This is a genomic window from Paenibacillus sp. FW126-R14, from assembly GCF_058789495.1.
The window spans coordinates 53,798-67,523 of the sequence record NZ_JBYTBS010000041.1; the positions used below are offsets into that span (position 1 = coordinate 53,798).

At 48.0% G+C, this 13,726-nt stretch carries 16 protein-coding genes; 4 read left to right on the top strand and 12 right to left on the bottom strand.

The window, feature by feature from the left end; translation table 11 throughout:
* Positions 1-274 precede the first annotated feature (274 nt).
* Positions 275-1,018 (top strand): ABC transporter ATP-binding protein, encoded by a 744-nt coding sequence (locus AC3WRW_RS22785; RefSeq protein WP_492548572.1) that lies wholly within the window; start codon positions 275-277, stop codon positions 1,016-1,018.
* A complete protein-coding gene (locus AC3WRW_RS22790; protein ID WP_492548573.1) occupies positions 1,015-2,247 on the top strand; it encodes an ABC transporter permease in 1,233 nt (410 codons plus the stop codon). Before AC3WRW_RS22785 ends, AC3WRW_RS22790 begins: the two co-directional genes overlap by 4 nt.
* Here the strand turns inward: AC3WRW_RS22790 and AC3WRW_RS22795 are convergent.
* Complete coding sequence (locus AC3WRW_RS22795; RefSeq protein ID WP_492548574.1) at positions 2,233-3,000, bottom strand: TatD family hydrolase; 768 nt, start codon at positions 2,998-3,000, stop codon at positions 2,233-2,235. The genes AC3WRW_RS22790 and AC3WRW_RS22795 overlap by 15 nt on opposite strands.
* Before the next feature lie 34 nt (positions 3,001-3,034).
* Positions 3,035-4,312, bottom strand: coding sequence for an HD domain-containing protein (locus tag AC3WRW_RS22800; RefSeq protein WP_492548575.1), 1,278 nt, complete (start codon positions 4,310-4,312; stop codon positions 3,035-3,037).
* Between the two features lie 383 nt (positions 4,313-4,695).
* On the opposite strand from AC3WRW_RS22800, the gene AC3WRW_RS22805 reads away from it, so the two are divergent.
* Entirely contained in the window at positions 4,696-4,950 is a 255-nt protein-coding gene (locus tag AC3WRW_RS22805; RefSeq protein ID WP_127457122.1) for an AbrB/MazE/SpoVT family DNA-binding domain-containing protein, read from the top strand.
* A 422-nt stretch (positions 4,951-5,372) separates the two neighbouring features.
* On the opposite strand, the gene rsmI is transcribed toward AC3WRW_RS22805, so the two are convergent.
* The 10 genes from rsmI to AC3WRW_RS22855 all read right to left on the bottom strand — a co-directional run bounded on the left by rsmI (position 5,373) and on the right by AC3WRW_RS22855 (position 12,737).
* The gene (gene rsmI, locus AC3WRW_RS22810; protein WP_492548576.1) at positions 5,373-6,260 is read right to left on the bottom strand and encodes a 16S rRNA (cytidine(1402)-2'-O)-methyltransferase; all 888 of its coding nucleotides are present in this window, start codon (positions 6,258-6,260) and stop codon (positions 5,373-5,375) included.
* A gap of 53 nt (positions 6,261-6,313) precedes the next feature.
* Positions 6,314-7,069: a tRNA1(Val) (adenine(37)-N6)-methyltransferase gene (locus AC3WRW_RS22815; protein WP_492548585.1), complete on the bottom strand. Its 756-nt coding sequence runs from the start codon at positions 7,067-7,069 to the stop codon at positions 6,314-6,316.
* A gap of 82 nt (positions 7,070-7,151) precedes the next feature.
* Entirely contained in the window at positions 7,152-7,493 is a 342-nt protein-coding gene (yabA, locus tag AC3WRW_RS22820) for a DNA replication initiation control protein YabA (RefSeq protein WP_492548577.1), read from the bottom strand.
* 59 nt (positions 7,494-7,552) lie between these two features.
* On the bottom strand, positions 7,553-8,356 hold the full coding sequence (locus AC3WRW_RS22825) for a PSP1 domain-containing protein (RefSeq protein WP_167059077.1): 804 nt from the start codon (positions 8,354-8,356) through the stop codon (positions 7,553-7,555).
* A gap of 1 nt (position 8,357) precedes the next feature.
* Positions 8,358-9,335: a DNA polymerase III subunit delta' gene (gene holB, locus AC3WRW_RS22830; protein WP_492548578.1), complete on the bottom strand. Its 978-nt coding sequence runs from the start codon at positions 9,333-9,335 to the stop codon at positions 8,358-8,360.
* A 16-nt stretch (positions 9,336-9,351) separates the two neighbouring features.
* Complete coding sequence (locus AC3WRW_RS22835) at positions 9,352-9,798, bottom strand: YaaR family protein (protein ID WP_171685263.1); 447 nt, start codon at positions 9,796-9,798, stop codon at positions 9,352-9,354.
* 33 nt (positions 9,799-9,831) lie between these two features.
* Entirely contained in the window at positions 9,832-10,161 is a 330-nt protein-coding gene (darA, locus tag AC3WRW_RS22840) for a cyclic di-AMP receptor DarA (RefSeq protein WP_079417169.1), read from the bottom strand.
* 64 nt (positions 10,162-10,225) lie between these two features.
* Positions 10,226-10,882: a dTMP kinase gene (gene tmk / locus AC3WRW_RS22845; RefSeq protein ID WP_492548579.1), complete on the bottom strand. Its 657-nt coding sequence runs from the start codon at positions 10,880-10,882 to the stop codon at positions 10,226-10,228.
* Positions 10,883-10,922: 40 nt separating this feature from the next.
* Positions 10,923-12,440 carry an aminotransferase class I/II-fold pyridoxal phosphate-dependent enzyme gene (locus AC3WRW_RS22850; RefSeq protein ID WP_492548580.1) on the bottom strand — a complete coding sequence of 506 codons (1,518 nt, stop codon included), beginning with the start codon at positions 12,438-12,440 and terminating at the stop codon, positions 10,923-10,925.
* Between the two features lie 96 nt (positions 12,441-12,536).
* A complete protein-coding gene (locus AC3WRW_RS22855) occupies positions 12,537-12,737 on the bottom strand; it encodes a sigma factor G inhibitor Gin (RefSeq protein ID WP_171685265.1) in 201 nt (66 codons plus the stop codon).
* 136 nt (positions 12,738-12,873) lie between these two features.
* On the opposite strand from AC3WRW_RS22855, the gene AC3WRW_RS22860 reads away from it, so the two are divergent.
* Positions 12,874-13,401: a hypothetical protein gene (locus AC3WRW_RS22860; RefSeq protein WP_492548581.1), complete on the top strand. Its 528-nt coding sequence runs from the start codon at positions 12,874-12,876 to the stop codon at positions 13,399-13,401.
* The last annotated feature ends 325 nt before the right edge of the window (positions 13,402-13,726 follow it).

Below are 13,726 nucleotides of genomic sequence, written 5' to 3' on the forward strand. Positions count from 1 at the left end.
TGGTTATTAAGTTATTATGAAAAGTATATTACGCTGTTAATCTCTACCTGTAAAGGGATTAACACCTACTAAAAAGGGCTAAATCGCTTAAAATTAGCTTATTTTTAGAATAAAACCACTTTTTATCTACATTTATCTCACTATAACGTACGAATACTAGGTTTCTTCGTGTTTTCACACCTAAACTAGGCTTCGAAACCAAATTTGTTTATACTTATCATGAAAGAATTCAGTGATTTAATACCAATAATTAGCTATTCAGGGAGGCAATTAGATGGGCCCTATTTTGCAAGTCGATTCTTTATTTGGAGGATATTTACCCACGAAACCGGTTCTCCATGATCTCACGTTTTCGATTCGCCAGGGAGAAATGATGGGTTTGATCGGTTTGAACGGCGCAGGCAAAAGTACGACTATCAAAAACATCCTCGGTCTGCTTCAGCCTCAAAAAGGTTCGATCAAAATCAACGGCTTGACGTTAGCCGAGGATCCGCTTCCTTACCGGGCGACCTACGCTTACGTACCTGAAAGTCCGGAGCTATATGAAGAACTTACGATTCGCGAGCACCTCGAGCTAACGGCCATGGCATACGGCTTGTCCAAAGAAGACTATCTCTCCCGTTCGCAAGCGCTGCTCGTGCAATTTCAGATGGAGGACAAGCTGAACTCCTTCGCCAGCCATTTATCCAAAGGCATGAAACAAAAAGTAATGATTATGAACGCTTTCCTGATCGAACCCTCTTTGTACATCATTGACGAGCCATTTCTCGGACTAGATCCGCTAGCGATTCGCTCACTGCTGGAGCTAATGGTCAAAATGAAGCGAAAAGGCGCGTCATTTCTCATATCCTCGCATATTTTGTCTACGATTGAGAAATATTGCGATAATTACGTCGTCCTGCATAAGGGCCACATGGTCACTCAGGGCGATTTAGTCGAATTGCGTCAGCAAACCGGACTCCAACAGGCGTCACTGGACGACATCTTTTATAAGCTTGTAAAAGGGGATCCGGTATGAAATCGATGGACTTGAATACCCGTGCCCTATGGCAGCAAAGATTTGAACGTTATATGAAAGAATCTATGGGCTATCTGCAGTATGCGGCGCGCAGCAACTTTTTCGGCTTCCTGTTATTTCTTGTCATTCTTTCTTCCTATTATTATGCAAAAATATTACAGCGGCTTCCGACAGATTACCCTTATTTGTGGATCGTCCTTCTGCTTCTCGTTCCTCTGTTGTCATCCAGTCCAATCCGCACCTTAGCCAGAAGCGCAGACCGTATGTTTTTGCTGCGTATCGAGCACCAAATGGGTCCGTACTTCCGCGGCGGATTTATGTACAGCTTAGCGCTGCAAGCGTTTTGGACATTTCTGGCATGGGTCGTGTTGTGGCCCTTGTACCATCACTGCCTCGGACGTGAAGAGCAGCATTTCTTATGGATGCTCGCCCTGCTTCTATTAATGAAGTTGGCCAATTTGTCGGCTAGCTGGCAGGAAAGCCGGTTCACGAACGAACGCGCGAGAATCGCATCCGGTAGCTTTCGCTGGATCGCAACCACCGCTTTGGTTTCTCTGCAATTTCTGACCAGCGTGTTCTGGGCAAGCGGCGCAGCATTGGTTCTCATTTTAGCCTGGCTGACGGCCACTCACTACGTTTCCAAACACCTGATCGGATGGGATTACCTCATCGCTAAAGAAAGGCAGCAGCAAGCACGGCTCTACGCCTTTTTTAACTGGTTCGTCGATGTTCCGCACTTGGGAACGCGAATAACCCGCCGAGGCTGGATCAGCGGGGTCACAACGTTCATTCCTTTTAAACAAGAGGCAGCTTATTTGTACATATATATGAAGACTTTACTGCGTACGGAGCTATTTGGGATTGTCATGCGTATTTCCCTGTTGGGGGCGCTTGCCATAGCCGTTTCAAGCAGCGAAACTGCGCGAATACTCATCTTTTTTATCGCGTTGGTAATCTCCATGGTTCAGCTCACGCCGCTCGAGCGTTCACACCGCTATACCTTTTGGCTGGAGATGTACCCGCTTGACCGCCAATTGAAAGCCGGTTCCTTGGCCTTCATCATTTGGTCCGTGTTGTTCCTGGAGCTGTGCATCCTGTCGGTTTCGCTTTTGATCCGCTCTTCGCCAATGCTTTTCACGGTCCCGCTCATCGGTCTCGCCTTCATCTCGTTAAGCTGCGGAATCTTGCTTCGACGCAAATTCGCGAAGAACGCTTCACTTGAGACCTAGCAAGGCAATCGCGTTGTTTGTCGTTATTTCTGCGAGTTCCTCCAGACTCAAGCCCTTAATTTCCGCGGCGGTTTCGGCCACCAACCGAACATAAGCCGATTCATTGCGCTTGCCGCGGAAAGGGTGCGGGGTCAAGTAAGGAGCATCCGTCTCGATCAATAGGCGGTCCAATGGAACTTGCGCCAGCACTTCCTTCGGCTGTTTCGCATTTTTGAAAGTAACAGGCCCGCCGAAGGAGATATGGAAATTCATATCCAAGCATTGTTTAGCCGTTTCCCAACTCCCCGAAAAACAGTGCATGATACCTCCGACTTCCGCAGCTTTCTCCTCTTTCAAAATCGTCAAAATATCGTGATGGGCATCCCGGTTATGAATCACAATGGGCATGCCAAGCTTTCGCGCCAGCCTGATTTGCTCTCGAAAAACCCGCTGCTGCACATCCTTTGGCGACTTATCCCAGTAGTAATCCAGTCCGATTTCCCCGATGGCCACCACCTTCTCATGTTTGCACAGATCCTCGATCCATTCCAAATCGCCCGGCAGCATATCAATAGCATCGACAGGATGCCAGCCCACCGTTGAATAGATGAAATCGTATTTCTCGGCAAGCGCAATCGAGCTGGGAATGGTCTCCCGATTAAATCCGACATTCACCATTCTCGTAACCCCGGCCTCCCGCGCACGCTGAATGACCTCGTCTTGATCTTCTTGAAATTGTTCCGCATTTAAATGTGTATGTGAATCTGTCAGCATGTTCTTCTCCTTACTCTTTCTTATGTATAGTGGTTTATTCTTGTTCGCCCAGCAGTTCCCAGAGTTCCGGATATTGGACGGCATTCAACCGATCCAGCAGTTCTTCAGGATAGTAGACATGATGCTTGCCCATTTGGAATCCGCTAATAGACTGAACGATCTCTGACCGATGGGTGATTTCCGTTAACGCTTCCTTGTGATCCAAAAGCAGAATCGGCAAATTATCTTCCGTTTCCCCCGGTCTGTACACATCATAGGATTGATTCGAAGGGAAATCGATTTCCATGTAGTAGATCGGATCAAAGCCGACTTCCGCCATGACTTTCTCCATGAGCTGGATCAAACGCTGATTCGACTCATCGAAGGTACTGTATTTATATAATTTACGGTCCAAAAAGCGCTTGCACAGTTCAGCCAGAATCAGGTCCTTCTCGTTCATCCAAAAAGTTAACATCGCCTGCATGACAGACTCATCCAACAGTAAGTAATCTTCCAGCGAAATTTTATTCTGAATGAGGTGAAGAATGGGATCGGTCATAAAAGCAAACGTATAGTTGTCTTCGTATAAATGTTTGGCGCGAGCGAAAATTTTATGCAGCAAAATTTCTGCGCTCCGTGTCACCGGATGGAAGTAGACCTGCCAGTACATTTGATAACGGGACATTAAATAGTCCTCTACCGCATGCATGCCGCTTTCTTTGACTACAATATGCCCCCGGTAAGGCCGAATGACGCGCAGGATCCGCTCAAGATCGAACGTACCGTAATTGACTCCTGTGAAATAAGCATCCCGCAGCAAATAGTCCATCCGGTCAGCGTCCAATTGTGACGACACCAGGCTTACAACAATTTCTTCATTGTAGGATTTGCAAATGACACCGGCTACTTTTTTCGGAAAATCCGGAGAAACCCGCCGAAGCACTTCATTGACCTCCGTGTCGCCAAGCACGATTTTACAGGACCAATCCTCATGACGCGTTCCGAAAGCCTTCTCAATGGAATGCGAGAAAGGCCCGTGCCCCAAATCGTGCAATAGCGCCGCACAAAGGCAAAGCAGCCGCTCTTCCTTCGGCCAGCCTTCATATTGATTGCGTTCAAATTGGGAAATGATTTTACGCGTGATCTCGTAAACGCCGAGCGAATGAGAGAACCGGCTGTGCTCGGCACCGTGAAACGTTAAATAAGAGGTGCCCAATTGACGAATGCGGCGCAGCCTTTGGAACTCTCGCGTATTGATCAAATCCCATATCGTGGCATCCTGCACGTAAATGTATTTATGAACCGGATCTTTAAAAACTTTCTCTTCCTTCATCTGTTCACAACCTTTCTTAATTTAATTCTTTATTTAATTCTACATGTTTTCGACAATTCGCTCCATCACTTCGACACTTAATGTCGTAATTTGTCGAATTGCTGCTCCCAGTTTTCTGTTCGTTCCGCTCTTGCATTCCCATTGGTAACTCTAACCTTTTTCAGAGAGAGGAAAGTAATATATTATTTACATTTCCCTATTCTACAGGGTTTTCACCCTCTTCCCTTTCGTAATTAGATATAGAAAAATAATAGCTTTCTTGCTTAAAATCATAAAAATATGGTTGACTATTTTGGGAATGGTTGGTATCATTAGTCAAGAAGATATGTCGAAACATGACGATATTGATAAAATTTTTATAAAATCGAAAGGGGTTTATATATATGATGAAATCTACGGGCATTGTTAGAAAAGTTGACGAATTGGGGCGCGTCGTTATTCCAATTGAACTTCGCCGCACGCTGGGTATTGGTGAGAAGGACGCTTTGGAAATTTATGTAGATGGCGAGCGCATCATGCTTAAGAAATATGAGCCTGCTTGTATCTTCTGCGGCAACGCGGAAGGCGTCTCTTACTTTAAGGGAAAAATTGTTTGTCATATTTGTTTAGCAGAAATGCCAACACCTGTGACAAAATAAGAAAAATAGTATATAATAGAAGTAGCACTTATCCTATTGGTAATTCTAACCTTTTTCATATCTCCTCTAATCTCTAATTTGTTGGCTTCGGCCACGGATTAGAGATCTTTTTTTTGTTCAGACCTTCGGAACGCGAACCCCTCCGCCTTTGCCAACTAACTATGAGCCTGTAATGGGAACTACAAGGCGTTATTTCCGCAGAAACACCCTTATTGGTCAGCGAAGAGGAACAATGATCCCCTATTTCGCATTTCCAGGCTGAAATCCGGCTGACTCCGGCAAAATAACGCCCTATAGTTCCCCTTCATCAGCCAAAAGTCTGTCCTTTGCCAAAATAGCGGCTTGTAGTTCTCCTAATAAGGAGCGCGCTGTCTTCAGTCCTTTAACTGCAACTGGCTGGCGCAAAACTACGCCCGCTAGCGTTAACGTTCGAGCAAAGCGTTATATACATCACGCTTGGAAAGCCCGCGATCGCTCGCCGCCTGCTTCATCGCTTCCTTCCGGTCGCTGCCCAGCCGCTCATAGTGCTCGACATGCTCGCCCAGCGTCATCGCCTCCCACCAGCTGTCGGCGGCTTCCTTCGCCGCCTCCGCGGAAGCGCCTTCGGCGATAACGCAGCACTCCCCCTGCGGCGGATGCTGCGTCAGATGCTCGAGGCACTCTGCGATCGTGCCCCGCAAGAACTCCTCGTACCGCTTCGTCAGCTCGCGGGCAAGACACACCCGGCGCTCCGGCCCCCACACTTCCGCCATCCGGCTAAGTGTTTTCTCGACGCGGTGCGGCGACTCATAGAACAGCAGCGTATCCTGCGCATGCCGCAGCCCTTCCAGCACCTTCGTCTGGTCCTTTTTCTCCCGCGGGAGAAATCCGACGAAGGCAAACCGCTCTGTCGGCAGGCCTGATGCAATCAGCGCCGACAGAGCCGCATTCGCGCCGGGGACGGGAACCACCGGCACGCCCTGCTCCACGGCCATCCTCACCAGGTCGTAACCTGGATCGGAGATGGCCGGCAGTCCTGCATCGCTGACGAGCGCGATGCTCTGCCCTTCAAGCAGCAAGCGGACCAACTCGGGGCCGCTTGCCTGCTTGTTGTGTTCGTGATAGCTGACGAGTCGCGTAGCGACCTCGAAGTGCGTCAGCAGCTTGCGGGTTTGCCGCGTATCTTCCGCGGCAATCAGGCTTGCTTCCTTCAGGATGCGGATGGCCCGGAAGGTCATGTCTTCGAGGTTGCCGATCGGTGTGGCTACCAAATAGAGCGTACCCGCAGCATGTCCATCCTCGCGATAACTTTTTTGCACATTTAAGCCCACTGTTTGTCCCTCTTCACTTTAGTCATATGCTTGCATCAACGCTGTTATTATTCTTATGAGAACTCTAAAGAGGCTCTGCCCCCGTAATAAATTTCCTTCAGTTCTTTGCAGTATTCCTGATTCTCATCGTAAACAATGAGCGGAGGCAGCGTGCGAATTTCCGGCTTGCCATCCTTCATCCCCTCAATGAGCACCATCATCGCCTCTTCCCCTGCCCGGGCATGCACATAGCGAATCCGTTTCGGCTCCAACCGGTATTTCCTCATTAAACAGATAATATCCACCAGACGTGTTGCCCGGTGTACCATCGCCACTTTGCCGCCTGCTTTCACCAGCTTCGCGCATGCTGCAATCACATCTTCCAGGTTGCAGTAAATTTCATGACGCGCCGCCGCAAAATGTTCATTCACATTCTGTTCCCCGTTAGGGACAGGCAAATAGGGCGGGTTCACCGTCACAGCATCGAATTTACCGTGGCCCAGCGTCTCATGAATCGTCTTCAGGTCGCCTTGAATCATATGCAGCCTGTCTCCCAAATCATTCAAGAGCGCATTGCGAACCGCCATATCCGCAAGCCGCTCCTGAATTTCGACACCCCAAATTTCAGCTCGCGTTCGTGTGGATAAGAGCAGAGGAACGACGCCGTTGCCCGTACATAAGTCGATCACCCGCCCCTTTGGCGGCAAGCTGCAAAAGCGTCCCAGCAGGACGGCATCCAACGAGAAGCTGAACACTTCCTCGCTTTGGATTATTTTTAGCTCATACGTTAATAAATCATCAATTCGTTCGGTCGGTCGTAAAGGCACCATACGCAGCTTTTCATTTCCTTTCTGAATTTGGCTCAACTATGGAAAAAAACCGTAAGGCATACACCCCTACGGTCACACGCTCTTATTTATTTAAAAAGGATAAGCAAAACAAACAATCTCCCTCGGTCCGAAGGTGCCCGTAATACACATTGCAAATATGAAAACCTTCATTGTATAAACGGGTCAAATTATCATATCCGGCTCCAGGCAACGAAACCGTTTCCTCTGCCGCTCCGACGGGCTGCTCGACAACCGTTTCCTCTTGTCGAATCAGTTTGCGCAGCTGCTGATTCTCGATGCTTAGTCTCTTGTTTTCTTCGATGAGTATAATGATTTGTTTCTTTAAGGCACCCAACTCGGCATAAGTGGCACCCATTCGTTCTTCGATCCCATCTATTTGTCCAAAAATATCTTGTTTATCCACGCTTTCACCTCTAGTGCCATGCATGCTTACTGGCCAGCGCCTCCTTGGATCCTTTGCCGCTACTCTTGTTCAACTACATCATCGAAAGGTAAATCAAGTGCTTTACCAAGGTCGAATAATTGAACCTTCGCGGTACGCTCACTGATATTTAACCCTAGAACCTTACCATTGCCAAATGAAGTGATCACATGCCTGCCAACGGTTGGCAGCGAATCCTTCGCACTTTCATAATTATCGTGCTCGTACTTCAAGCAGCACATTAACCGGCCGCATAAGCCCGAAATTTTCGTCGGATTAAGTGACAGGTTCTGATCTTTGGCCATCTTAATCGAAACAGGCTCGAAGTCACCTAGAAACGACGAACAGCATAGAATCCGCCCACACGGACCAATACCGCCTAACATCTTGGCTTCGTCCCGCACGCCAATTTGACGCAGTTCGATTCTTGTCCGGAAAATACTCGCCAAATCCTTCACGAGCTCACGGAAATCAACGCGCCCCTCAGCGGTAAAATAGAAAATAATTTTATTGCGGTCAAAGGTATACTCTACGTCCACGAGCTTCATCTTAAGACTATGGTCTCTAATTTTGTCGTGGCACGTTTGGAACGCGTCCTTGGCTGCTTTTTTGTTCTCTTCAACCAAATCGGCATCCGAATCATCCGCTATGCGTATGACTTTCTTCAGGGGAAGGACAACATCATTCTCTTTGACGTTCTTCTTGCCTACAACCACTTTGCCGTATTCCACACCGCGAGCGGTTTCAACAATAACGGCGCTTTCTTTCTCGATCGGCAAATCGATCGGGTCAAAATAATATATTTTACCCGCTTTTTTGAAGCGGACGCCTACAACCGAATACATCTTACACCCCCTGCATCTCCACGAGCATTTTCTCTATAACCAGCTGAGAGTTGGCGTTGAAGCGCAGTCGCTTTTGTAAATCTACGGCTTGCTCCATCATACGCACCCAGACTGAGACATCCCGACTGAACGCGAGGGAGCTCATCCAGTCCAGCTGGTCATTATATACAAGCCTGTCTCTGCGCTCAAGGCACAGCTGCACCATATCTTTAAACCAGAGAATCAACAAGTCGAACAGACTCGACATGTGTTCTGCAAGTTCTGTTTTCACAATTCGTTGCTGAACCGTAATCATAGAAGTAGGATAACGTGTGAGCGTCTCCTTCGCTAATTGTAACATTACGGTTCTCATTTCTGCAAACCAATTCGCACCGATCAGCTCTCTTGCAGCTTGCAATCCGGCGGTTAAATGCGCAGCGGGCTGTACAAGCGCAGCCGGAAATCCTTCTTCCAGGAGCGTCAGTACCATTTGCTCTCGCGGCATCGGCGTGAATTGTATCCACTGCGCCCGCGATTGAATCGTCGGCAGCAGGGCATTTCCATTCTCCGTAATCAAAATAGCAACGACTCGGGACGTCGGCTCTTCCAGGAATTTCAGAAGACTGTTTGCTGCCTGTACGGTCATTTTCTCTGCGTGATGCAATATATATATTTTCGTGCCGGAAGCCGTTGCACGGTAAGCGAACTCCTTCTGAAGCTCACGAATTTGCTCAATCTTGATTGAGGCCCCTTCAGGCGCAACAATGTGCAGATCCGGATGATTGCTATGCTCCACCTTACGGCACTCCAAACACTCCCCGCAGGCGTCATCCGTTCCGCGCTGACAATAGATGGCCTTAGCCAAGGCTATCGCCATTTCTGAACGCCCTGTCCCGACTGGACCGCTAAATATATAGGCGTGAGACAGCTTGTCCTGGCGCAATCCGTTCTGCAGAAGTTGCTTAGCCGCTGCTTGCCCCGGTATGGCTTGGAAGGACATTCGTTATAGCACCATCCTAAAATAACAAGTTAATCAGCATACCCCGGATTTCTCCGATTTTCTGCAGAATCTCAATTCGACCCTGCTCGCTATCCAGCAATTCATCCGCTAAAGAGAGGAGCTCCTGATCGATTTCTTCCAAAAGCTTATATCGCTTCGAACGGCCGCGGCGATCCCAGCCCTTCGTATCTCGTAAGTTCACACCCCGGCGAGCCGTTTCCTCCAAAAATTGCTTAATGAGCAATTTATACTGGAGAAGCTCTCTCACGGTCATCGCCCGTGACAAACGGTCGCCCTGCAGCGTAATTTGCTGCACCATTTTGGACAATTGCTCCTGCGTAAATTTCTCATCCTGCTGCTGCATAATGTCAGAGAAATTCCGGGGGGCCATTTGTGGCGGCGGGACGTTCTCATTCACTTTGACGTTCTTACCAATGGGCTGCCACCCCGGATTAATTTTCAAGACGCATCCATCCTTGTTTAGGTCTAATGTAGATTAGTAATGCTCGAAACGCTCAACCGGCAATACGAAAACCGCGGCTCCACCCACTTGCACTTCCACTGGGAATGGAATATAAGAATCTGTCGTTCCTCCCATTGGAGAAACCGGTGTAACAAGTTGTTCCCGAATTTTGCAATTGGCGCGAATGACTTGCATAACCTCTTGCACTCTCTCATCTTCCGTACCGATCATGAAAGTCGTATTTCCTGCGCGTAGAAACCCGCCCGTACTTGCCAGCTTCGTCGCGCGAAATCCTTCCTTAATCAAAGCATTGGAGAGACGGTTACTATCCTTATCTTGTACAACGGCTACGACTAGTTTCATAGGGGTTGCCTCCTCTTATTATAAACTAAGAATGGATTCTCTGCTTGAGACGGATAAATATTCCTTAAGCGAAATATCGTTCAAGCAAACTGTTGCACTGGCTCCAAATATCGTCTGCAATCTCCTCTACACTGCGGTTTGCGTTTATCATTATGACACGTTCAGGATGATCCGATGCGATCTGATGGAAGCCTTCCCTTACACGGTTGTGGTAATCCACATGCTTCTGCTCGATGCGATCCAATTGCTCTGCAGCCGAATTGGCTCCTGACGCTCTTTGGTGCAGCCGCGCCATGCTGACTTCTACGGGAACATCCAGAATGAATGTGCGTGTGGCTTCTAACCCCGAGCTGGCATAGCGTGAAATGGCTTTGACCTGTTCGACATCCACGCCAAGTCCATGGCCCTGATAAGCAACGCTTGCATCGATGAATCGATCGCAGAGGACAATGCGCCCAGCCTCCAATGCCGGTAAAATCAACTGATGCACATGCTGCGCTCGGGACGCCGCATACAGCAGCACTTCCGCTTGATCCACCATTTCTTTGTTCACAGGATCAAGAATAATACTGCGAATCTTATCGCTGATCGCTGTACCCCCCGGTTCTCTTGTAACAAGAACATCATGTCCTAATTTCTTAAGCTCCTCCCCCAATTTCTTAAGCTGTGTCGTTTTGCCAGATCCGTCCGGTCCTTCAAAGGTAATGAATATTCCGTTCACTCTTCCTCCTGCGTGCTGCTTTACCAGTCGATATAATAGTTTATGTGTATACCTTTAACTTGTGTGTCTGTCCAAATTCTGTGCCTTGAAACTTGATTCCATTTGACGCTAATTGTAGTAATGCTTCGGCCACGGCAGCAGAAATGACTTCACCAGGGTATAAATAAGGAACTCCCGGTGGATAGGGAATCACCATATCCGCAGACTTCCGTCCAACCGCATCCTGAACGCTTACCTTACGGCAAGCCTCTTCTCTTGAGATTTCTTTCATATCAAAAGGAACCGGAGAAGAGATTTGTGTGTAGTAGGGTAATTTAAGTATATTCGAGATAGGCGCCTGAAGTTCCTTCTTTTGAGCGGGAACGTCCAAACAAATGTTAGCTAATGCGCCTGCGACCCTTAACACGTCGGACCGGCTCGATGCCGGTGTGAACACAAACAGCACGTGGCGGCCATCCGTCATTTCTACATAAATGCCTTGCTCTTCTAATCGCTCTTTAAGCTCAGTAGCCGTTAAGGTGCCCGTGGCGTCAACGATGGCCACTTTGAACGGGTCGGCGGTTTCATACGCTTGACTTGTATGCCCCGGAAATTCCCGCGGGAAATAATAAAACCTGTTCATCTCGTCCAAAAGGGATTTAAATTCTTTCACGAGGGCTATCCCTTCTGCCAGCCAGGCCTCCCCTTCCGTGTGCATTCTTTTGCGCGCCAGATCTAAGGATGCCATGATGGGATACGAAGGGCTTGAACTCTGCAGCATGCCAAGCAGCCTGCGGATCGCGCTGCGGTTGATGCGCGGTCCTTGCAAATGAAGCATCGCGCCCATCGTCATCGCGGTAAGCATTTTGTGCGTGGATTGTACGACAGCATCCGCTCCTTGCGATAAGGCTGATGCCGGTACCTCCGGATGGAAGCCGTAGTGAGCGCCATGTGCCTCATCAACCAAGAGCATCTTCTCCCGAGCGTGCATCAGTTCCGCAAATGGAGCCAAAGTAACGCCCATGCCATAATAATTGGGGTTGGTCAAGAACAGCGCCTTGGCCTCAGGGTACTCATGCAATGCCTGTTTCACAGCTTCAATAGTTACACTTGTTGCAACGCCCGTCTGCGGGTCAATAGACGGGGCAATGAACACAGCATTCGCTCCGCATACCATCAACCCGTGAATGACGGATTTATGTACATTTCTTTGGACTAAAATAACATCCCCTCTTTCGCAAACGGCTGCAATCATAGCCATATTCCCAACCGTGCTGCCGCCTATGAGAAAATGTGTTTCCTCTGCTCCAAAGCAATCTGCCGCTAGCTCCTCTGCCTCCTGAATAACGCCCTCCGGATGATGCAGATCGTCTAGCCCTGTAATTTCCGTATAATCGATTGCCATTATTTCATGAAAAAAAGGCACCCCTTCATCCATTAAACCTTGTCCGGATTTATGCCCCGGCACATGCAGGCTTACCGGATTTTTAGCCTGATGAGCCACCATCGCCTCATAAAGCGGTGCTTTGTGCTGCTTTTTCGAACTTTGACTGCTGCTGCTGATCATGTTCATGCTCATGCGAAAAGTACTCCTTGAACTTTCTACTTAATACCCTTATAGTAGTGGATTGACGCTAAAAAAACAAAAAAGCTTCCGGACAGAAGCTTCTCCCATTTAGTTCATATACTGTTTCGTATTCCCTGTATAAAAAGCTTTTCTCATCTGTTTCACAAAGAACGGGTATTTTTGATCATTCACATTCGTTTTGACAATCTCACCGCTGCATTCATCACATATGAAAGCTGCAATAATGTGAATGCCGCCAATGCGCTGCTGCTCACAGATCATACATATGCCAATCCGGTTCTCCTCCATATGATCACCCCATGTACTTTTACTACTAGTATATCCGATTCTCGATTCTCCTAAACTAGCTAAACGCTTATATTTTGGAAGGAATGTGCCGATATTACCACTATATCAGGTTAACCGGCTCACGGAGGTCATCATCATGTCGACGAAACAAGAAGCAAATCTCTCCAAACAATCTACTATTTATAGCTATACATTAGTAAAGCGTATTTATCATTCTTTGTATAAAAAAATTCTTTACTTTCTGCTTCTAGCTTTGGTCGTATTCTTCAAGTTTGACCCCGGCAATTGGCTCCCGCTTTTGGTTAGTTATCCGCTCCTGCTTGTCTTCCATACGCTTCTTGTTCGAACCTATTTTCAATTCACCATTGGCATGGCCATGAGGGGCTGGTCCTATCGTTGGGGCGTTTTCTGGTGCGGCTCGCTGCCAGACGGCCATGCATCTATCCGCCTAGTTGCCAAAATACAGCTGCACTTATTCTGGATCGGGCTCTCCCTCATTACACTTTTGTATCCCTGGATACCGGCCTCGTGGTTGATCCATCTTATCATCTTTCATATTTGGATGCTCCTGCCGCGGCTGTGGCTGCTGTTCCGATTCCGTCCTTATCGCAAAACCGGATTAATGAAAATTACGGAGAAGGAAACTTCCTGCTACCTGCAATAAACAGCAAGCCTGCAATAAAGGAACTCCATTCCCTTATTACCTCGAAAAGCGGAGTTTCGGGCGAGCGAGGGGAACTACAGGGTCTTATATCACCAAATGTGGTGGCTATCTCTTCTAAATGGTGAAATAGCAGACCCTGGTTCCCTTCCACTAGCCTAAAGGGCTAATTTTCTGAAAATAGCGGCCTGTAATTCCCCTTATCTGTCCGCGAATACAAAAAAGCCTTTCTGAGATTTCTCTCAAAAAGGCTCTTTATCTGTGCTTGGCAACGTTCTACTCTCCCAGAACCCTGCGGTTCAAGTACCATCGACGCTGGAGGGCTTAA

Coding starts and splice junctions, on each gene's coding strand:
- AC3WRW_RS22785 (WP_492548572.1), top strand. CDS start 275: ATGGGCCCTATTTTGCAAGTCGATTCTTTATTTGGAGGATATTTACCC.
- AC3WRW_RS22790 (WP_492548573.1), top strand. CDS start 1,015: ATGAAATCGATGGACTTGAATACCCGTGCCCTATGGCAGCAAAGATTT.
- AC3WRW_RS22795 (WP_492548574.1), bottom strand. CDS start 3,000: ATGCTGACAGATTCACATACACATTTAAATGCGGAACAATTTCAAGAA.
- AC3WRW_RS22800 (WP_492548575.1), bottom strand. CDS start 4,312: ATGAAGGAAGAGAAAGTTTTTAAAGATCCGGTTCATAAATACATTTAC.
- AC3WRW_RS22805 (WP_127457122.1), top strand. CDS start 4,696: ATGATGAAATCTACGGGCATTGTTAGAAAAGTTGACGAATTGGGGCGC.
- AC3WRW_RS22815 (WP_492548585.1), bottom strand. CDS start 7,069: ATGGTGCCTTTACGACCGACCGAACGAATTGATGATTTATTAACGTAT.
- AC3WRW_RS22825 (WP_167059077.1), bottom strand. CDS start 8,356: ATGTATTCGGTTGTAGGCGTCCGCTTCAAAAAAGCGGGTAAAATATAT.
- holB (WP_492548578.1), bottom strand. CDS start 9,335: ATGTCCTTCCAAGCCATACCGGGGCAAGCAGCGGCTAAGCAACTTCTG.
- darA (WP_079417169.1), bottom strand. CDS start 10,161: ATGAAACTAGTCGTAGCCGTTGTACAAGATAAGGATAGTAACCGTCTC.
- AC3WRW_RS22850 (WP_492548580.1), bottom strand. CDS start 12,440: ATGAGCATGAACATGATCAGCAGCAGCAGTCAAAGTTCGAAAAAGCAG.
- AC3WRW_RS22855 (WP_171685265.1), bottom strand. CDS start 12,737: ATGGAGGAGAACCGGATTGGCATATGTATGATCTGTGAGCAGCAGCGC.
- AC3WRW_RS22860 (WP_492548581.1), top strand. CDS start 12,874: ATGTCGACGAAACAAGAAGCAAATCTCTCCAAACAATCTACTATTTAT.